Origin of the sequence: Amycolatopsis sp. NPDC049691 (assembly GCF_040675005.1) — a bacterium.
Taxonomy (GTDB): domain Bacteria; phylum Actinomycetota; class Actinomycetes; order Mycobacteriales; family Pseudonocardiaceae; genus Amycolatopsis.
Genome location: NZ_JBFANX010000007.1, coordinates 297,113 through 315,781, shown reverse-complemented (window position 1 = coordinate 315,781; position 18,669 = coordinate 297,113). Strand labels below are relative to the sequence as shown.

Sequence of the window (18,669 nt, the reverse complement as noted above, 5' to 3'; positions counted from 1 at the left end):
CATTCATACATTCGTCGTCACTTTGTATGATTCGACGTGGGGAGTTGGTCCGCATGCGGCTCGGCAAGACCGCCGTCGTCCTCGGGGGCAGTGCCGCCGGGCTGTGCTCCGCCGGTGCGCTCGCGCCGTACTTCGACCAGGTGATCGTGCTGGAACGCGACGAGCTCCCCGCCGGGGCCGAGCACCGCCGCGGGGTGCCGCAGAGCAAGCACCCGCACTTCCTGCTGAACTCCGGCCGCCGCGCGATCGGGGCGCTCTTCCCCGGCTTCGAAGCCGACCTCGTCGCCGCCGGCGGGCTGCACCTCATGCCGTCCATGGACGCCGCCTACCTCGACGGCGTCGGCTGGTCGGCCCGCAAGCGCAGCGCGATGACCATGGTCTACAGCTCGCGGATCCTCATCGAGCGCGTCCTGCGGGACAAGGTCCGGGAACTGCCCAACGTCGCCATCCGCGAAGGCGTCGTGGTCACCGGCCTGACCACCCGCGCCGGCGGGATCACCGGTGTCGACACCGACGGCGGGCACCTCGGCGCCGACTTCGTCGTCGACGCCATGGGTCGCGGCTCTTCCGTCGGTGCCTGGCTGGCGGCGGCGGGCTGGCCCGAACCGGAGACCAGGACCCTCGACGCCAAGGTCACCTACACCTCGCGCTGGTACGACCTCCCCGTCCCGCGGCCGGCGTCCTGGTGGTGGCGGCACCTGGTGATCATGCCGACGCCGGACAAGGGCGAGCACCCCGACGAACACGACTACCTGGTCAACTTCTTCCCCGTCGAGGGCAACCGGGTCATCGCCTGCATGGGGTCGTGGGGCCTGCCGATGCCGCGTACCACCGACGCGTTCGTCGAGACGGCCCGCCGGGTGCGGACGCCGTTGTTCGCGGCCGCGATGGACCGGTGCGAGCCCACCTCGGAAGTCCACCTGACCCGCTCGACGGGCAACAAGTGGCGGCGCTACGACCGGCTGCGCACCCCGCCGGAGCGGCTGGCGTTCGTCGGCGACTCGATCTGCGCGTTCAACCCGTTCTACGCCCAGGGCATCAGCTCCGCCGCCGGTTCGGCACTGCTGCTGCGCGAGCACCTCGCGCGCGCCGACCGCGTCGACACGAAGTTCTCCGCGGGCTTCCTTGCCGCGCAACGCAAGCTGCTGAACGTCCCGTGGCGCCTGGCGATGGCCCGCGACCAGGGGTACGAGTGCGCGGAGGGCACCGAGAAGCCGCCCGAGTGGAAGCGCCGGATCCTCGCCGCCGTCTCGGCTCCGGCGTTCAGCCTGATCGTCGGGGCCGCCCGGGAGGACGAAGCCGTCGACGAGCACTTCGCCAAGGTGTTCAACCTCGACGAGTCGCTGGGGGACATGCTGCGCAACCCGCGGGTGCTCGCGGGGCTCGTGCGCTACCGCGTCCGCGCGGCGCTCGGCCGGCACCGGGTGCCGTTCGGGTTCGACGCCCAGGCCGAGCCGCCGGCCACGGACTACTCGACGGCGACCGCGCGATGAGCGCGGCGTGCGGGCCCGACGCCGAAGCCGTCACCCGCGGCCTGGGCTTCGACTGCCACGACGTCTCGCCGGTGGCCTCGGTCCACGTCCCGTGGGACCTGGCCCACTGGACGATGCCGCTGCTCGAACTGCTCGTCGTCGCCGGCGCGGTCTTCGCGCTGGTGCACGCCGTCCGCCGGTACCGCGCGGGCGATCCGGTCAACCTGGCGCTGTGGTGGGCTTCGCTGGTCTACCTGTTCGTCACCGAGCCGCCGCTGTACTTCCCGGAGTGGTTCGGCCTCGACAAGGTCTACGGCTTCATCTTCGCCCACAACGAGTTCACGGTGCAGTTCATGGCGGACCGGCTGCCGCTCTACATCGTGGCGTTCTACCCGGCGTTCAGCCAGCTCGCCTACGAGCTGGTGCGGGCACTCGGGATCTTCCGGGCCCGGGGCCCGGTCGCCGGCTCGGTCGCGGTCGCGTTCGTCTGCCAGGTGTTCTACGAAGTCTTCGACCAGCTCGGCCCGCGCCTGAAGTGGTGGGCGTGGAACCCGGGCAACCACATCGTCAACCGGCCGGCGCTGGCGTCGGTGCCGATGACCAGCATGCTGTTGTTCGCCTCGGTCTCCTTCGGCGCCTTGACCTACCTGGTGGTACGGCTGGCCGGCGGTCCGCGACGCGGGTGGTCGCTGACCTGGCGGACGCTGGTGGCCGGCGTGCTCACCCCGCCGGCGATGGCGGTCGCCGGCATCCCGTCGAGCCTCTTCGACGGCCACACCGCCGCGCAGGCGTGGATCCTCGGCGCCGAGCTGGCGCTCGTCTGGGTGGCGGGTGCCTGGATCATCGCCGCGAACCGGGCGGACCGCCCACCGCCGTCCGCTTTCGCGCGGGTCTATCCCGCCGCCTACCTGGGTGTGCTCGCGGTGTTCTGGCTCGCCGCGGACGGCGGCGGCCCGGCCGGGAGCGTCCCGTACGTGCTCGCGTGCTTCGCCGCGGCCGGGCTCGTGCTGCTCGCGCTCTACCGGACCGAGCGGGCCCCTGCTCCCGGGTGACGCCGTCCGGTCGGGGAAGATGGGGCGCATGGGGCACCACGGCTGGCGGGGCAACCCACCCGGCACCGAAGACGAGGCACGCCGCCGGATCGTCGACGCCGCGACGGCGTGCCTCGACCGCGTCGGCCTGGCCAAGACCAGCCTGTCCGACGTCGCCGCCGAGGCCGGGGTGACGCGGCAGACCGTCTACCGCTACTTCCCGAGCCTCAACGACATCCTGCGCGCGGTCGCCCTGGCCGGCGTCGAGGAGTTCGCCGGGCGGATGGAACGCCACCTCGCCGCCTTCGCCACGCCCACCGAGGTCGCGGTGGAGTCCGTGGTGTTCGCGGTCCGGACCCTGCCCGGCGAGCCCCACCTCGGCCTGCTCCTGCGGGCGGGCGAGGCCGACTTCTTCACGGTCGGCGTGATCTCGCCGCTGGCGTTCTCCTACGGCGCCAGGATTCTCCGCAACGTCCCCGTCGACTGGCGGGCGGCCGGCGTCGTCACCGACGCGGACTTCGCGGGGCTGGCCGAAGTCCTGATGCGCCTGTTCCTGTCGTACCTGCAGTACCCGTCCACGCCGGCACTGACCGACGACGGGATCCGGGCGCTCGTCCGGCGCTGGATCGGGCCCGCGCTGCGCGGGTGACGCCGGTCGCCGGCGCGGGCCGCCCGACTCAGGCGACCGGCGCCGCGGTCCGGTGGCCCAGGGCGCGCAGCGAATCCGGGTGATCCGCCGGGACCACGCCCGAGTACACCGCCGTCCAGCAGGACGGGCAGCAGTACTGCCGGAACACCACGGTCGCGTCCACGTAGTCGGCCGCCGTCGCGATGATCTGGGGGCCCGCTTCCGTGGGCGGTCCCTCGTACACCGCCACCGCCGGTTCGCCGTCCGGCGTACGCAGGACTTCGCCGCAGTGGCCGCACGCCAAGCCGCCGCCGGCGGGCTCGACCAGGTTGTCGTCGAGCCGGCGGGCGCCGGACAACCCCGCCTTGCCCAGCGAAGGCCCCGGCACCGACGAACGCGCACGGCGCGCGTCACGCTGCCGGGCCCGCTCGGCCGCCGTCGCCGCCGGATCCACGGCGCCGTCGCGGACCACCACGCCGTAGACGGCGAGCGCCGCTTCCGGCGTGATCTTGGCTTCGCGCAGGTCGCGCACCACCGCGGCGGGGTCCCGCGACAGGGGATCGCCGTAGCCGCCGCCACCCTGCCACGTCATCGCGAACACCTCGCCCGGCGCGAGGTAGCTCGACGCGTAGTTCTGCCCCGGCTCCAGCGCGGACCCCAGCTCGTCCATTGTGGACGGAATCCGTCCGGAAGCGAGCAGCGAGGCGACCGGGCTCTGGCGCGCCACGACGTCCAGGCCGCTGTTGCCCGGGTGCCCGCCGGCGAGCCCGCCGTTCTGCGCGACCGCCTTGCCCGCCGACGCCAGCACCAGTCCCATCGGGACGCTCGTGCCGTGCGGGGTCAGCGCGATCGATGCGCCGAGCCCGCCGCGGTGGCGCCCGGGCCCGCCGGAGTCGGGCACTTCCCGCCGCCACAGCGTCAGGACCGGGTAGAGGAACTCCGTCATCTCGACGTCGGGAACGCGGCCCATCGGGATGCAGAACAGCCCGCCGGTGTCGATGCCGTCCGCGTCGGGGCGGGCGCCGTAGCCGCCCGCCATCGGTTCCATGATGATGTTCAGGAACGGCGCCGGTTGCTCGCCGCGTTCGTCGAGACCGGCGATGACCGCGGTGTCCCAGGTGCCGCAACAGGTCGCCTGGACGTTCTTGCCCAGCTCGAGGTCGCGGTCGAGCATCTGCGCGAGGCACTCGGCGATGAGGTTGCCGGTGAGCCAGGCCGGGCCGATCGGCCCGCGCCCGACCGCGGCGGGGAAGGTCGCGTTGTTGAGCGTCCCTTCTTCGGTGACGAGGTCGAAGCAGCGCATCAGCCCGCCCGCCGACCACGGGATGTCGCCCGCCAGGATCGGCAGCAGCGCCAGCATCACGCCGCCGCGCATGCCCGCGTACGTGCAGTTGATGACCCCGGCCTGGGGGTCGGTGCCGGTGAAGTCGAACGTCAGGTGGTCGCCGGTCTTGGTGGTGGTGACCGTGATTTTGTGCAGGTTCCGGTCGCCCTCGTGCGACTGGTCCTGGTAGCCGGTGGCGGTCCAGGTGCCGTCGGGCAGCGCGGAGAGCTTGTCCCGCAACCGGCTTTCGGCGTCGGACATCATCCGCTTCATGACGGCCTTGACGGTGTCCGGGCCGTACTGGTCGATCAGCGCGTGCAGGCGTTCGGCGCCGACGTTGTTCGCGCCGATCTTCGCGCGCAGGTCGAGCCCGACGAGCATCGGCACGCGCGAGCGGCGGACCCAGAGGTCGGCGACGTCGCGCTGCAGCCGCCCGTCGCGGACGACCTTCACCGGCGGCGTCGGCAGGGACTCGGAGAAGACGTCTTCGGCGGCGGGGGAGAAGGAGCCGAGCCCGACGCCGCCGAGGTCGGGCTGGTGGGCGATCGCGCTGGTCCAGGCGAACAGCTCGCCGTCGTGGAACACCGGCTGGTAGACGATGACGTCGTTCTGGTGCAGCCCGCCGCCGACCCACGGGTCGTTGCAGAGGAACATGTCGCCGGCTTCGATGCCCGGGTTGGCCGCGCGGTTGCGCAGCGTCCAGTAGATGGCGAGGTCGACTGCCCCGACGAGCATCGTGTTGTAGAGGCCGACCTGCACCTCCTGGCCGAGCTCGTCGGAGATGGCGAAGTCGAAGTCGTTGGCGTCGGTGACGATCGGCGAGCCCGACATGCGCTTGAGCGCCTCGCCCATCTCGTCGGTGACCGACCACAGCCGGTGCCGGACGACCTCGTAGGTGAGCGGGTCGAGGGCGTCGATCTGGTCCTGCGTGACACTGTGGACGGCCAAAGTGGACGGCAGCGACCGCCGCAGCTCGCCGAGGTCGACCGGACGGCTGGAGAACTGCTCCGAACCCGGGATGGGCATGCTCATGACGCGCTCCTGATCGTGAGGTTGCCGAGGTGGTCGACGGTGCCGGTGGAGCCGGCGGGCACCACGACGGTGGTGGTCGGGACCTCGACGATGGCGGGGCCGGCCAGCACGTGGCCGCTGCGGAGTTCGCGGTAGTCGTAGACGGCGGTGTCGACGTAGCCCAGTGCGGCGTCGAGGCAGACGGGCCGCGAGCCGGCCGGCGTGGCGGGTGACTCCGCCGCCGGGACCTCGGGCAGCCGCGGGCTGAACGGCAGGATTCCGACCCCGCGGACCCGGAAGGTGATGGCCTGGATCCCGGCTTCGCGGAACCCGGCGTCCTTGCCGTACAGGGCGGCGTAACGCTCTTCGAACCCGGCGGCGGCTTCCTCGATCGCCGCCGTGTCGAGAGGTCCTCGGACGACGGGGGTCGTGACTTCGGCGAGCTGCATCGAGTAGCGCATGTCGATTTCCCGGAACAGCTCGACCTTCTCGAACTTCAGGCCCTGCCGGTCGAGGCCCTCGCGGACGCGGTGTTCCAGCTGGGCGAAGTTGCGCTCGGCGCGCCGCGGGTCGAAGGGGACGTTCAGCGGGTCCGACAGTTCGGCCGCCAGCACGATGTCCGACGAGGCCAGGCCGAACGCGGAGAACGCCGACGCGACCGGCCCGAGCGGGACGACGACCTCGGTGCACCCGACTTCGGCCGCGTAGCCCGCGCAGTGCGCCGGTCCGGCGCCGCCGAACGCGTAGAGCACGAACCCACGCGGGTCGTGGCCGGCTTCGACGACGGTCTTGCGCAGCAGGTCGCCGGTCTGCGCGTTCTGCACGGTGTAGATCGCGGCGGCGGCTTCTTCGACGGTGAGGCCGAGCGGCTTCGCGATGTGCGTGTCGATGGCCTCGCGGGCCAGCTCCAGCGACAGCGGCTTGCGGCCGCCGAGCAGCCCGCGCTCGGGCAGGATGCCGAGCACGAGGTTGGCGTCGGTGTTGGTCGGCTCGGTGCCGCCGTTGCCGTAGCACGCCGGCCCCGGGACGGCCTGGGCGCTGTGCGGTCCGATGCGCAGGTTCCCGCCCGCGTCGAGCCAGGCGATCGCGCCGCCGCCGGACCCGATCGCGTCGACCCGCAGGGTGGGGACGTTGATCGGGTGGTGGTTGATGACGGTCGTGGTGTCGCGCACCGGTTCGCCGTCGACGACCAGCCCGGCGAGGAACGTGGTGCCGCCGACGTCGGTCGAGATGATGTTGCGGTGGCCGAGCTGGCGGCCCAGTGCCACCGAGCCGATCACGCCGCCGGTGAGCACGGACCCGACGGTGCTGATCGCCGCGGCGGGTGCCTCCTTCGCCGCGACCGCGCCGCCGTTGCTCTGCATCACCAGCAGGGGACCGGCAAGCCGGTTCGCGCGCAGCGTGTCTTCCAGGGTGCTGAGGTAGTCGCGCAGGCCGGGGCCGATCTGCGTGCTCATGATCGTGGTGGCGTTGCGGGCGAACTCGCGGATGCGCGGGCTCACCTCCGACGACAGCGCGACGAAGACGTCCGGGTCCTCTTCGGCGATCAGCTCGCGGATCCGCTGTTCGTGCGCCGGGTTGCGGAAGGACCACAGCAGCGAGACGGCGATGGCGCGGACGCCGTCGGCCAGCAGCGCGCGGATCTTCGCGCGGGTTTCGTCCTCGTCGAGCCGGACGACGACGGTGCCGTCGCGGTCGACCCGCTCGGTCACCTCCTGCGCGAGCCGCTTCGGCAGCAGCCCGTGGTCCTTCTTCTGTGCCAGCACGTTCTGCAGCTCGTGCGGCGAGCGCCCGAGGTAGCGGCCCTCGACGTTCATGATGAAGATCGAGTCGCGGTGGCCCTTGGTGGTGAGGAACCCGACCGGCGGGACGTTGCCCATCACCAGCGCGTTGAGCGACGACGTCGTCCCGTGGGCGATGTGGTGGGTCTCGGCCAGCAGCTCCGGCAGCGACTTCCCGAGCTGCTCGGCCAGCAGCCCGAGCACGTCGAGCACTCCCCGGGAGTAGTCGGGCGGGGTCGAGGGGGACTTCGCGGCGAGCACGGTCCCGGCGTCGTCGTCGAGAACGGCGTCGGTGAACGTGCCGCCCACGTCCACGCCGATGACATAGGCCATGACTCACGCTCCTTTGCGCGGGGAAAGCTGCTAACTGCGGCGTAGACTATTCAACGCATGTGACAAGAGTCAACCCTCTTGACGACGTCTGGTCGTTGACGTCAAATAGTCGACGTAGTTGTCAAACAAGGAGGTCGGAGATGCAGCCACGTCGGGTCGCGGTGCTGGGTGGCGGGCCGGGCGGGCTCTACGCCGCGCGTCTGCTCAAGCTGGCGTTCCCCTCCTGCGAAGTCGCCGTCCACGAGCAGGGCGAGCCGGACACCACCTTCGGGTTCGGCGTCGGGCTGGCCGCGGGCACCCAGCGCAAGCTGGCCGCGGCCGACCCCGACACGTTGCGCGACGTCGTCGCCGCGGGCTGCCGGCACGACATGACCCTGCGGGCCGGCGGGCGCGTCGCCCGGGTGCGCAACGACCGCCTGGTCGGCGTCGCCCGCACCGACCTCCTCGCGATCCTGCAGCGCCACGCCGAAAAGGCCGGCGTGGACCTGCACTTCGGCGTCCGCCGGGCGGCCGCCGACCTCGACGCGGACGTGGTGGTCGCCGCCGACGGCGTCGGCAGCGCCACGCGCGAGCAGGGCGACTTCGGGGCGCGGATCGGCACCGGGCGGGGCCTCTACCTGTGGTGCGGGGCTGACTTCGCGCTCGACGATGCCCTGTTCGAGCCGGTGCGCACCGAGCACGGCGTGTTCGTCACCCACGCCTACCCGTACGGCACGGGGAACAGCACCTTCCTCATCGAGACCGACGAGGCCACCTGGCGCCGGGCCGGGTTCGACCACGACGTCGCGGACGGGGAGTCCGACGAGGTGTCCCTGCGGTACCTCCAAGAAGCCTTCGCCGAGCAGTTGCGCGGCCACCGGCTGATCGGCAACCGCACGCGCTGGCTGCGCTTCCGGACCGTCCACTGTGACCGGTGGGCGGCCGGCAGCACCGTCCTGCTGGGCGATGCCGCGCACACCGCGCACTTTTCCATCGGTTCGGGCACGAAACTCGCCATGGAGGACGCGATCGGGCTGGTCGACGCGCTGCGGTCCGCGCCGGACGCCGCGGCGGCGTTCGCGCGGTACGAGGCGGACCGGCGGCCGGCCGTCGAACGGCTGCAGGAGCTGGCCCGGCGCAGTCAGCTGTGGTGGGAGTCGTTCCCCGCGCGGCTGCACCTGCCGGTCGAGCGCCTGATGGTCGCGTACATGACCCGCGCCGGGAACGTCCCCTTGGAACGCTTCGCCGCCACCAGCCCGGACGTCGTCGGGGCCGCGCTGACCCAGTACGCCGGGACGCCACCGCCGCCGGACGGGCTCGTCGACTGGGTCCTCGACCGGCAGCCGGCCCCGCCCGGCGACCTCGTCACGATCGACGACGTCGTCGACGATCCGTGGGATCTCGCTGGCGACGCGGTGGTGGCTCGCGCCCGGGAGGCCCGGGAGCGCGGCGCGGCGGGCTTCCGGTTCACCGGACCGGGTGACCGCGGGGCGCTGCTCACCCGGCTGGACCTCGCCGAGCGCGTCCGGCTCGAAACCGGTGGGATCGTGCTGGTGGCAGGACCCGCGGCGCGGCGGGACGACCTGGCCGCCGGCCTGGTCAGCGGCCGCACCGACCTGATCGAGGAGACGGCATGAACCGGGGTGACAAGGTGGTCGCCTACCCGGCGGACTTCGTGCGCGCGTACCGGGACCGCGGGCTGTGGGGGACCCGCACGATCGCCACCCAGCTGCACGAGATCGCGCGGGCCCACCCGGACCGCGACGCCGTCGTGGCGCTCGACGGCCGCGTCACCTTCCGCGAGCTGGACGAGCGCACCGACCTGCTGGCCGCCGGACTGGCCGGCCTCGGCCTCGCCCCCGGGGACCCCGTCCTGTTCCAGGTCACCAACCGGCTCGCCGCGGTGCTCGCCTGGTACGGCGTGCTCAAGGCGGGCCTGGTGCCGGTGTGCACCCTCGCGGCCCACCGCGGCCACGAGATCGGCGAGGTCAGCCGCCGCGTCGGCGCCGTCGCGCACCTCGTGGAGACCGGCGGGTTCGACCTCGTCGGCTTCGCGCTCGAGCAGGCCGCCGGCCACCCGACCCTGCGGCACGTGCTGGTGCTCGGCGACGACCCGCGCGGCGTTTCCGTGGAGGCGCTCGGCCGGGACGTCGACGCGGGAGCCGCGCGCAAGACGGTCGAGGAGATCCAGGCCGGCATCGGCCCGGACGACGTCGCGGTCTTCCAGCTCTCGGGCGGCACCACCGGCGTGCCCAAGGTGATCCCGCGACTGCACGCCGAGTACTGGTACAACGCCCTGGCTTACGCGCGGTCGTGGGGGTGGACCGCCGAGTCGAGGGTCGCGCACCTCATCCCGATCGTGCACAACGCGGGGATCGTCTGCGCGCTGCACGGCCCGCACAGCGTCGGCGCGTGCCTGATCCTCGGCACCGCCGACCTGGACGTGTCGCTGCCGCTGCTGGCGCGGGAAGCGGCCACGCACGTCCTGCTCGGCCACGGCCACTTCCGGGCCGTCGGCCACCCGGGGTTCGCCGCCGCCGCGGCCGCGCTGACCCAGGTCGTGCTGTCGGGCAGCAAGGTCCCGCCCGCGCTGTTCGACGACCTCGAGCGCCGCGGGCTGTGGTCGGGGCAGCTGTTCGGCATGGGGGAGGGCCTGTTCCTGACCACCCGCCCCGGCGCGCCCCGGCTCGCGCGCGCCACGACCGTCGGCACGCCACTGTCCGAACTGGACGAAGTGCGCGTCCTCGAACCGGGCACCGAAGACGAGGTCCCGGACGGCGAAGCCGGCGAACTGTGCTGCCGCGGCCCGTACACGCTGCGCGGCTACTTCGACGCCGCCGAGCACAACGCGCGCGCGTTCACCACCGACGGCTTCTACCGCACCGGCGACCTCGCGGCGATCCGCGTCCTCGGCGGCGAGCGGTACGTGAGCATCGAAGGCCGGCTCAAGGACGTCATCAACCGCGGCGGCGAGAAGATCAACGCCGAGGAGGTCGAGCTGCTCCTGCTGCGCCACCCGCGCGTCACCGCGGCCGCCGTCGTGGCGATGCCCGACCCGCGGCTGGGGGAGCGGTCGTGCGCGTTCGTGACCGGCGGGCCGCTGGACCTGCCCGAGGTCCAGCGGCACTTCGCCGGGCTGGGCGTGGCCAAGTTCAAGTGGCCGGAACGCGTCGAAGTCGTCGACGAGATCCCGCGCACCCTCGTGGGGAAGCTGGACAAGAAGCGCCTGCAGGCCGAAATCGCCGCCAAGATCGCCACCGAGCAAGGAGTAACCCCGTGACCCCGCACCGCATCGGCCTCGTCGTCCCCAGCTCGAACGTCACCGTCGAGACGGAGATCCCGGCGCTGCTCGCGCGCCACGCCGACACCTTTTCCTTCCACGCCAGCCGGATGCGCATGCACCAGGTGTCGCCGGAGGAGCTGCGCGCGATGAACGCCCAGCGCGAACGCTGCGTCGACGAACTGGCCGACGCCGGCGTCGACGCGCTGCTCTACGCGTGCCTCGTCGCGGTGATGGCGCAGGGGCCCGGCGAGCACGCGCGCACGGAGAAGGCGGTGGTGGACCAGCTGGCGACGCGGGACGCGCACCCGGCCGTGCTGTCCAGCGCCGGCGCTCTCGTCGAAGGGCTGCGCGCGCTCGGCGCCCGCCGGATCGCGCTCGTCACGCCGTACGTGCGGCCGCTCGCCGAAGAGGTGGTCGCCTACCTGCGCGCGGAGGGCTTCGACGTCGTGGACTGGGTCGCTCTGGAGGTCGCGGACAACGCCGAGGTGGGGTGCATCCCCGGCGCGCGCGTCCTGGCCGCCGCGCGGGGCCTCGACCTTTCCCGTGCGGACGCCCTGGTCATCTCCGCCTGCGTCCAGATGCCGTCGCTGGAGCTGGTCGAACCGGCGGAGACGGAGTTCGGGCTGCCGGTCCTGTCGGCGGCCACGGCCGGTGCGTACGCGCTGTTGAAGGGCTTGAACCTCGCGCCGCGGCTGCCGGGAGCCGGGCGGCTGCTCGCGGGACCTCTACCATCACGAGGATGAGCGGCAGCACACCGCGGGGCGGGTCCCGCGAAAAGGGGACCACCGCCCGGCGGGAACTGGTGGAGAACGAGCTCTACGAGCACGCCACCCGGCTCTTCGCCGAGCGCGGCTTCGCGGGCACGAGCCTGCAGGACATCGCGGACGCTTTGGGGATCACGCGGCCGGCGCTCTACTACTACGTCAAGAGCAAGGAAGAGCTGCTCGCCAAGCTCGTCACCGAGGTCACCAACGGGCCGCTGGAAGAGCTGACCGAGCTGGTGGCGCGCGACCTCGACCCGGTGGCGAAGCTGCGCGGGATCGTGGAGATCATCGTCGGCCGCCGGGCCCGGCAGCCGGAGCGGTTCCGGCTGCTCATCCGGTCGGAGGCCGAGCTGCCCGCCGAACTGACGGAGGCGTACGACGAGGGCCGCCGGGCGGTGCTGAAGACGATCGCGGGAGTGATCGAGGAGGGCGTGCGCGCGGGCCGGTTCCGGCCGGTCGACGGCCGCGTCGCGGCGCTGGGTGTGCTGGGGATGTGCAACTGGGTGGCGTGGTGGTTCAACCCGGGCGGGCGCGATTCGGCGGAGTCGGTCGTCGAGCAGCTGGCGGACATGGCCGTGGGTGCGCTGCAGCGTCCGGACCAGCATATTCTCGACGGTGAAGGGCCGGCCGCGGCGTTGAAGATGCTGCGCCAGGACCTCGACCACCTGGAGCGCATCCTCGACGTCTGACGCTGATCGGCTGTCGAGTCCGGTTCGGCGTCGGGTGGGATCGCCGCCCGCGCGGCCGAGGGCTTGCCGCGCAATCGGGATCGTCCGCCGTGATCCTGTCTCGACCTGGTGACAGGTGGTCTCGAACGCCCGCGAGACATGGTGCGCGAGCCCGCTCCACGAGCGGTCCTTGTGGCGGCCGAACTCCCGAACTTCGAAACCGGCGGCTTCGATGGTCCCCCGGACCTGTTCGGCCGAACCCGGGGTTGCCCGGGGGCCGGGCCAAGGTGGCTCTTGCTGCCTTCCCACAGGCCCGGCCATCCGTCCGGATCGAGGCCGGCCTCTATCTCGACGACGCGCCGGAGATGTCGACCGCGTCAGAACCTGTGTCCGTCGCGTCGGAAGTCCACTAGGGGGCCGCTTTGTCACAGTTCTCGTCGCGAAGCAGGGCAAACCAGGGCAGCCATCGCGAAGCCCACAGATTTCTGAAGCATCGTGTCGTTCGGCACAGGCGTCAGAATATTGACTCACTCGTCGACTCCCGCGTACCGTGGACTTCACGAGACCACGCGGGAGGCAGTCATGACCGAGCTGGACCACCGGGTGCGGGGCGTCGACCACGTCGCCTTCCCCACCTTCGACCCCGCCGCCACCGTGCGCTTCTACCGGGACGTGCTGGGATTCCCCGTCGTCCACTCGATCTGCGCGGCGGGCTGGGGCCCGGAGAACCACCCCGACTTCATCCACTTCTTCTTCGACATCGGCAACGACGACCGGATCGCGTTCTTCTACTACTTCGGCACCACCCCCGAAGTCGGCGGCCGCCCGGGAGCGAAGGGTGACGTCTACGCGCGGTTCGGCGCGGACGTCCCCGAGTACTTCGTGCGCTCGCGGCACCTCGCGATCCACGTCGAGAACGAAGCAGACCTGCTGGAGTACCGCCGCCGGCTCGACGCGAGCGACTGGCCGGTCGAGATGCAGATCCAGCACGAGACCATCGAGTCGATCTACACCCACGACCCGAACGGCTACATGGTCGAGCTGACCCGCGCGATGCGGCCGGTGACGCCCCAGGAAGACCTCGACGCGAACCTGACCATCGACGCGCTCCTCGACGTCGTCGGCGAGCCGGAGCCGACGTTCGGGAAGCTCCTGGCGCGCAAGGCCGAGCTGATCGTCGAGCGCGCGGCGGACTGGGAACCGGCGCGATGACCGCGTTCTACGTCCTCGACGTCCCGGAGAACACCGCGGTCGCCAAGATCGCCGGCGCGGATCCCGCCGTGACCGTCGACCGGATCGGGCCGTACTTCGCCATCACCGCGCCGGGGGCGATCGTGGTCGACCGGCGCGCGACCGGCTGCCGGCACGCCGTCTGGTATTCCTGCGTCGGCGGGGTGGCCCGGGACAGCCGGATCACCCGGCACGACAAGGACGCCCTGCGCGTGGAGCCGGTGTGAGCGGGCGCCTCGGCGCCGGCCGCTACCTCGCCGCGGGGGAGCGGCCCGCCTCGACCGTCCACGAACTGACCACTGTGGACGGGGCGACCGTGCGCGGCGTCCTGTCCACAGTGGCCGGTGCGCGGACCGTCGTGGCGCTGATGCACCCCCGGCAGGACCTGACGCACCACCCGCTCGTCCCGCTGCTGCTGCGGGCCGGGGTCGCGGTGTGGACCCAGCACACCCGCTCGGTCAACAACGACCTGAACCTCGTCCACGAGCAAACGCTCCTCGACGTCGCCGCCGGGCAGGTCTTCCTGCGGCAGCAGGGGTTCGACGCGGTCGTGGTGCTCGGCCACTCGGGCGGCGGCACGCTCTTCGCCTACTACTGCGAGCAGGCCGCGCGCACCGACCGTGTCGAATCCACGCCGGGCGGACGGCCGACCCGGCTGGCCGAAGCGGAGATGCCCCTGCCCGACGGCGTCGTCTTCCTGGCGCCGCACCCCGGCCAGGGCAAGCTGCTGCTGGCGTGCATCGACCCGTCCGTGGCCGACGAGACGGACCCGATGTCGGTCGTCCCCGAACTCGACCCGTTCTCGCCGGCCAACGGCTTCGCCGAGCCGCCGGAGAGTTCTTGCTACTCAACGGAATTCCTGGACCGCTACCGGGCGGCCCAGCGCGACCGCGTCGCCCGCATCGACGCGGTGGCCCGCGCGCACCTGGCCGGCGCCGCGGCGGCGCGCGAGGCGTTCAAGGCGAGCGGCCGCGCCGAAGACCGTCGCCGGTCGCTGGCGCCGCACGTCATCACGGTGTTCCGCACCGACGCCGACCCGCGCACGGTCGACCTGAGCCTGGACCCCAGCGAGCGCCCGTACGGCTCGCTGTTCGGCAAGCGCCCCGACCTGATCGACTACGGCCTGGTCGGCTTCGGCAGGCTCGCGACCCCGGAGGCGTGGCTGTCGACGTGGTCGGGCCTGAGCTCCCGCGCCGACTTCGTGCGGTGCGGGCCGGGCGTCACCGTCCCGACGCTGTTCATCGAGCTGACGGGCGACCAGGCGGCGTTCCCGGCGGACTCCCGGCGCATGATCGCCTCCCTCGGCGCGGCCGATCTGACGGCGACGACGGTGCGCGGCCTGCACTTCGGCGGCGCCATCGCCGACGGCGAGCCGACGGGCAACGAGCTCGCGGCCGCCGAGATCGTCGAGTGGCTGGGCAAGCGCTACGGCTGAGCGACCTTCCGGACCGAGGTCGTCTCGCAGGTCAGCGGTGAGCCGTCGGACGCGGTGGGGACGAGCGGCGGGACGACCGTGCCGTGCTCGTCCACCAGCACCGAATGCGGCTCGCCCGCCTCGAAAGCGTGCCGCTCACCCCACTGGCGCAGCGTCACGATCACGGCGAAGAGGTCGCGGCCCGCCTCGGTGAGCGCGTACTGCCGCCGCTTGCCCGACGGTGCCTCGACCTGGACGAGCAGGCCGTGCCCGGTGAGCCTGCGCAGCCGGTCGGTCAGGATGTTGCGGGCGATGCCGGTGCGCTGCTGGAAGTCGGTGAACGAGCGGGCGCCGTCCATCGCGTCGCGGACGATCAGCAGGCTCCAGCGATCGCCGATCACGTCCGCCGCCCGCGCGACCGGGCAGGTCGGGTCCGTCCACATCGCGTCTCCCATGAGTTGCGTTATGAAACCATTCTCGCTTACGCTCCGAAGAGTTGCAAATCGCAACCAATCGGAGGTGTCGTGGGACGCGGGACGAGGCTGCTCCTGGCCGTGGTGTGCGGGGTGGCGGTCGCCGGGGTGTACGCCGGGCAGCCGGTGCTGGGCCTGATGGGCGACGACCTCGGCGTGCCCCGGGACTCCGTCGGCTGGTTCGTGGCCGCCGGGCAGTTCGGCTACCTCGCCGGGCTGGTGCTGCTGGTGCCGCTCGGCGACCGGCTCGACCGGCGTCGCCTGATCGCCGCCCACCTGGGCTTGGTGGCGGCCGGGCTGGCGGTCACCGCCGCCGCGCCGGTCGCCTGGGTGGCGTTCGGCGGCCTCGCCGTCGCGGGGCTCTTCGCGGTGGTGGTGCAGACGACGGTCGCCTACGCGGCCTCGATCTCGCCGCCCGCCGAGCGCGGCCGCACCCTCGGCGTCGTCACCTCCGGCGTGGTGGCCGGCATCCTCGGTGCCCGGGTGCTCGCCGGTGCTTTGGCCGATCTTGGTGGCTGGCGCGCCGGCTACCTCGCCCTCGCGGTCCTCGCCGCCGTCCTCTCCGCGCTGTGCCTGGTGGCCTTGCCCGCGGACGTCCGGACCGGCACGGAGTCCTACCGGCGGATACTCGGGGCGCTGGCCGGGCTCTTCGCGCGGCCGTTCTTCCTCGGCCGGGGGCTGATCGCGTTCTTCCTCTTCGCGTCCTTCGGCACGTTGTGGAGCGGCATGGCGCTTCCGTTGGCCGGCGAGCCGTGGCGCTTGGGCGAAACGCAGATCGGGCTGTTCGGCATCGCCGGGCTCGCGGGCGCGCTGGGCGCGGCCCGGGCCGGCCGCTGGGGCGACGCGGGACACGCCCGCCGCGTCACCGGGATCGCGCTGGTGCTGCTGCTCGGGTCGTGGCTCGCCATCGGGCAGCTCGGCTGGTCGTTGCCGCTGCTGGGGTTCGGCGTGCTGCTGCTCGACTTCGCCGTCCAGGTCGTGCACGTGGCCAACCAGCACCTGCTGACGACCGCGTTCCCCGGCCGCACCAGCACGGTGATCGGCGGGTACATGGTCTGCTACTCCCTCGGCTCGGCGGCCGGCGCCGCCGCGACCACGACGGTCTACGCCGTCGCGGGCTGGGTGGGCTCCACCGTGGTCGGTGCGGCCTTCGCTTGCGGAGCCCTGATCACCTGAGCGGTGGCGCTCTCGAACCGTCCGCATGGTGCGAAAAAACCGGGACGAGCCGGACCAATCGCCCGCAAGCGCGTTACTTCCCGTCCACATGCTGAGACGGTTGAATGATCACCGACGCACCTCCCTAGAGTTCCCGATCGTCACTCGATCGACTGAACCTTGACTCCTGAAGGTGCTGTGTCCGCCCCCTCCTTGCCGCCGCTCGCGGCGCGCTCCTTGCCCGCCGCGGTGTGGCGCGCCGTCCGGACCGGGCGGTGGACGCCGGTCTGCGCGCTGCTGATCGTCGTCATCCTGCTGCTCGCCGCCGGCGCCGACCTGTTCGTCCTCGCCGAGGGGCAGAGCCTCGCCCCGGACATCGCCACGCTCGGCCCGACCGGGCTGCCCGCGGGCGCGCTCGGCGGGGTGAGCGGTGCCCACTGGTTCGGCGTCGAGCCCCTCACCGGCGTCGACCTCTTCGCGCTAGTCGCCCACGGCGCCCGGACGTCCCTGCTCGTCGGCCTCGGCGCCACCGTGCTGGGAACGGTGCTCGGCGTCGTGATCGGCGTCAGCGCCGGCTACCTCGGCGGCTGGTGGGACCGGCTGGTCACCTGGACCGCCGACGTCATCCTCGGCTTCCCGTACCTCATCTTCATGATCGCGCTCGGCGCCGTCCTGCCGGTGGACTTCCCCCGGCAGATCACCCTCATCGTGGTCCTCGGGCTCTTCGGCTGGCCGCGCATCGCCCGCATCGTCCGCGCCCAGACCCTGACGCTGGCCCAGCGCGACTTCGTCGCCGCGGCCCGGGTCGTCGGCGGCGGCCCGTGGCACGTGTTCACCAAGGAGCTCCTGCCGAACCTGTGGGCGCCGGTCATCGTCGTCGCCAGCCTGTCCATCCCGTCGATGATCGGCAACGAGGCCGCGCTGTCGTTCCTCGGCGTCGGCGTCCTGCCGCCGACCCCCAGCTGGGGTCGCACCATCAGCGCGGCCATCGACTTCTTCGAGACGGACCCCATGTACCTGGTCTTCCCCGGCGCGATGCTGTTCTTGATCACCTTGGCGTTCAACGTCGTCGGCGACGCGATCCGCGACGCGCTCGACCCGCGGTCCGGGGGTGCCGCCTGATGCGCACCGCCCGGTTCGTGGCCACCCGCTTCGCGGGGATGCTGCTGGTCCTGTTCGTCGTCGCCTTCGTGACGTTCGTGGTGTTCTACGTCCTGCCCGCCGACCCGGCACGGCTGGCCTGCGGCCGCCCGTGCTCGCCCGAGGGGCTGCAGCTGGCGCGGGAGTTCATGGGCTACGACGTCCCGTGGTACCACCAGTTCCTCGACTTCCTGGGCGGCATCTTCGGCGGCCGCACGTTCGGCACCGGCGCCGCGGCGGTCCACTGCACCGCGCCGTGCTTCGGCTGGGACTTCCAGAACAACGTCGACGTGCTGAGCGAGATCGGCGGCCGGATCGAGGTCAGCTTCTCGGTCGCGCTGGGCGCGGCCGCGATCTGGATCGTCCTGGGTGTCGGCCTCGGCGTGCTTTCCGCGCTGCGGCGGGGAACCGCCGTCGACCGGATCACGATGGCCACCGCGATGGCCGGGGTGTCCATGCCCGCCTACCTCGCCGGGATGATCGGCATCACGATCTTCGCGTTCGCGCTCGACGTCGTCCCGAAGTCCGGGTACGTGCCGCTGACCGAAGACCCGGCGCAGTGGGCGTGGCACCTCGTGCTGCCGTGGTTCGTGCTGGCGTTCCTGCACGCCGCGATCTACGCGCGGCTCACCCGCGGCCAGATGCTCGAAACCCTCGGCGAGGACTACATCCGCACCGCGCGGGCGAAGGGCCTCACCGAGCGGAAGGTGGTGGGCCGGCACGCGCTGCGCAACGTCCTGCTGCCGGTCATCACCGTCTTCGGCGTCGACCTCGGCGGCCTGCTCGCCGGCACGGTGATCACCGAGCGGATCTTCGGCATGGCCGGGGTCGGCCGGCTGCTGGTCGACGCGATCGCCTCGCTCAACCTGCCGGTCCTGCTGGGCGTGACGCTGTTCTCGGCCCTGCTGGTGACGGTCCTGAACTTCCTGGTCGATCTCTGCTACGGCGCGCTCGATCCGCGAGCGCGCCTCGTCTGAAGGGGA

The 18,669-nt window shown here is 72.3% G+C and carries 16 protein-coding genes; 13 read left to right on the top strand and 3 right to left on the bottom strand.

Going from position 1 to position 18,669, the window contains the following annotated elements:
• The first annotated feature begins 53 nt into the window (after positions 1–53).
• From AB0J40_RS18955 to AB0J40_RS18945, 3 genes are read left to right on the top strand one after another with little or no spacing between them, the layout of a single operon-like run.
• On the top strand, positions 54–1,493 hold the full coding sequence (locus AB0J40_RS18955) for a hypothetical protein (protein ID WP_364454459.1): 1,440 nt from the start codon (positions 54–56) through the stop codon (positions 1,491–1,493).
• Positions 1,490–2,524, top strand: coding sequence for a hypothetical protein (locus AB0J40_RS18950; RefSeq protein WP_364454456.1), 1,035 nt, complete (start codon positions 1,490–1,492; stop codon positions 2,522–2,524). Before AB0J40_RS18955 ends, AB0J40_RS18950 begins: the two co-directional genes overlap by 4 nt.
• A 28-nt stretch (positions 2,525–2,552) precedes the next feature.
• Positions 2,553–3,152, top strand: a complete 600-nt coding sequence (locus AB0J40_RS18945; RefSeq protein WP_364454453.1) for a TetR/AcrR family transcriptional regulator — start codon at positions 2,553–2,555, stop codon at positions 3,150–3,152.
• Between the two features lie 28 nt (positions 3,153–3,180).
• Here AB0J40_RS18945 and AB0J40_RS18940 read toward each other — a convergent pair whose 3' ends face one another.
• Positions 3,181–5,487: a hydantoinase B/oxoprolinase family protein gene (locus AB0J40_RS18940; RefSeq protein WP_364454451.1), complete on the bottom strand. Its 2,307-nt coding sequence runs from the start codon at positions 5,485–5,487 to the stop codon at positions 3,181–3,183.
• Positions 5,484–7,580, bottom strand: coding sequence for a hydantoinase/oxoprolinase family protein (locus AB0J40_RS18935; protein WP_364454448.1), 2,097 nt, complete (start codon positions 7,578–7,580; stop codon positions 5,484–5,486). The genes AB0J40_RS18940 and AB0J40_RS18935 overlap by 4 nt, the downstream gene beginning before the upstream one ends.
• Before the next feature lie 140 nt (positions 7,581–7,720).
• Here AB0J40_RS18935 and AB0J40_RS18930 point away from each other — a divergent pair, with 140 nt between their 5' ends.
• The 7 genes from AB0J40_RS18930 (at position 7,721) to AB0J40_RS18900 (ending at position 14,939) form a co-directional block, all read left to right on the top strand.
• Complete coding sequence (locus tag AB0J40_RS18930; protein WP_364454447.1) at positions 7,721–9,196, top strand: FAD-dependent monooxygenase; 1,476 nt, start codon at positions 7,721–7,723, stop codon at positions 9,194–9,196.
• Positions 9,193–10,839 (top strand): AMP-binding protein, encoded by a 1,647-nt coding sequence (locus tag AB0J40_RS18925; protein ID WP_364454444.1) that lies wholly within the window; start codon positions 9,193–9,195, stop codon positions 10,837–10,839. Before AB0J40_RS18930 ends, AB0J40_RS18925 begins: the two co-directional genes overlap by 4 nt.
• The gene (locus AB0J40_RS18920) at positions 10,836–11,585 is read left to right on the top strand and encodes a maleate cis-trans isomerase (RefSeq protein WP_364454442.1); all 750 of its coding nucleotides are present in this window, start codon (positions 10,836–10,838) and stop codon (positions 11,583–11,585) included. Before AB0J40_RS18925 ends, AB0J40_RS18920 begins: the two co-directional genes overlap by 4 nt.
• Complete coding sequence (locus AB0J40_RS18915; RefSeq protein WP_364454439.1) at positions 11,582–12,295, top strand: TetR/AcrR family transcriptional regulator; 714 nt, start codon at positions 11,582–11,584, stop codon at positions 12,293–12,295. Before AB0J40_RS18920 ends, AB0J40_RS18915 begins: the two co-directional genes overlap by 4 nt.
• A gap of 561 nt (positions 12,296–12,856) precedes the next feature.
• Positions 12,857–13,486, top strand: a complete 630-nt coding sequence (locus AB0J40_RS18910; RefSeq protein ID WP_364454436.1) for a VOC family protein — start codon at positions 12,857–12,859, stop codon at positions 13,484–13,486.
• On the top strand, positions 13,483–13,731 hold the full coding sequence (locus AB0J40_RS18905; RefSeq protein WP_364454434.1) for a hypothetical protein: 249 nt from the start codon (positions 13,483–13,485) through the stop codon (positions 13,729–13,731). The genes AB0J40_RS18910 and AB0J40_RS18905 overlap by 4 nt, the downstream gene beginning before the upstream one ends.
• Positions 13,728–14,939, top strand: coding sequence for an alpha/beta hydrolase (locus AB0J40_RS18900; RefSeq protein WP_364454432.1), 1,212 nt, complete (start codon positions 13,728–13,730; stop codon positions 14,937–14,939). Before AB0J40_RS18905 ends, AB0J40_RS18900 begins: the two co-directional genes overlap by 4 nt.
• On the opposite strand, the gene AB0J40_RS18895 is transcribed toward AB0J40_RS18900, so the two are convergent.
• The gene (locus tag AB0J40_RS18895) at positions 14,930–15,373 is read right to left on the bottom strand and encodes a helix-turn-helix domain-containing protein (protein WP_364454429.1); all 444 of its coding nucleotides are present in this window, start codon (positions 15,371–15,373) and stop codon (positions 14,930–14,932) included. The genes AB0J40_RS18900 and AB0J40_RS18895 overlap by 10 nt on opposite strands.
• A 69-nt stretch (positions 15,374–15,442) precedes the next feature.
• On the opposite strand from AB0J40_RS18895, the gene AB0J40_RS18890 reads away from it, so the two are divergent.
• The 3 genes from AB0J40_RS18890 to AB0J40_RS18880 all read left to right on the top strand — a co-directional run bounded on the left by AB0J40_RS18890 (position 15,443) and on the right by AB0J40_RS18880 (position 18,663).
• The gene (locus AB0J40_RS18890; RefSeq protein ID WP_364454426.1) at positions 15,443–16,567 is read left to right on the top strand and encodes an MFS transporter; all 1,125 of its coding nucleotides are present in this window, start codon (positions 15,443–15,445) and stop codon (positions 16,565–16,567) included.
• Between the two features lie 177 nt (positions 16,568–16,744).
• A complete protein-coding gene (locus AB0J40_RS18885; RefSeq protein ID WP_364454423.1) occupies positions 16,745–17,668 on the top strand; it encodes an ABC transporter permease in 924 nt (307 codons plus the stop codon).
• On the top strand, positions 17,668–18,663 hold the full coding sequence (locus AB0J40_RS18880; protein WP_364454421.1) for an ABC transporter permease: 996 nt from the start codon (positions 17,668–17,670) through the stop codon (positions 18,661–18,663). The genes AB0J40_RS18885 and AB0J40_RS18880 overlap by 1 nt, the downstream gene beginning before the upstream one ends.
• Positions 18,664–18,669 lie beyond the last annotated feature (6 nt).

What these genes read in the sequence shown, in the direction of transcription:
- AB0J40_RS18945 (WP_364454453.1), top strand. Translation starts at nt 2,553, where the DNA reads ATGGGGCACCACGGCTGGCGGGGCAACCCACCCGGCACCGAAGACGAG.
- AB0J40_RS18950 (WP_364454456.1), top strand. Translation starts at nt 1,490, where the DNA reads ATGAGCGCGGCGTGCGGGCCCGACGCCGAAGCCGTCACCCGCGGCCTG.
- AB0J40_RS18910 (WP_364454436.1), top strand. Translation starts at nt 12,857, where the DNA reads ATGACCGAGCTGGACCACCGGGTGCGGGGCGTCGACCACGTCGCCTTC.
- AB0J40_RS18880 (WP_364454421.1), top strand. Translation starts at nt 17,668, where the DNA reads ATGCGCACCGCCCGGTTCGTGGCCACCCGCTTCGCGGGGATGCTGCTG.
- AB0J40_RS18955 (WP_364454459.1), top strand. Translation starts at nt 54, where the DNA reads ATGCGGCTCGGCAAGACCGCCGTCGTCCTCGGGGGCAGTGCCGCCGGG.
- AB0J40_RS18905 (WP_364454434.1), top strand. Translation starts at nt 13,483, where the DNA reads ATGACCGCGTTCTACGTCCTCGACGTCCCGGAGAACACCGCGGTCGCC.
- AB0J40_RS18940 (WP_364454451.1), bottom strand. Translation starts at nt 5,487, where the DNA reads ATGAGCATGCCCATCCCGGGTTCGGAGCAGTTCTCCAGCCGTCCGGTC.
- AB0J40_RS18915 (WP_364454439.1), top strand. Translation starts at nt 11,582, where the DNA reads ATGAGCGGCAGCACACCGCGGGGCGGGTCCCGCGAAAAGGGGACCACC.
- AB0J40_RS18895 (WP_364454429.1), bottom strand. Translation starts at nt 15,373, where the DNA reads ATGGGAGACGCGATGTGGACGGACCCGACCTGCCCGGTCGCGCGGGCG.
- AB0J40_RS18935 (WP_364454448.1), bottom strand. Translation starts at nt 7,580, where the DNA reads ATGGCCTATGTCATCGGCGTGGACGTGGGCGGCACGTTCACCGACGCC.
- AB0J40_RS18930 (WP_364454447.1), top strand. Translation starts at nt 7,721, where the DNA reads ATGCAGCCACGTCGGGTCGCGGTGCTGGGTGGCGGGCCGGGCGGGCTC.
- AB0J40_RS18925 (WP_364454444.1), top strand. Translation starts at nt 9,193, where the DNA reads ATGAACCGGGGTGACAAGGTGGTCGCCTACCCGGCGGACTTCGTGCGC.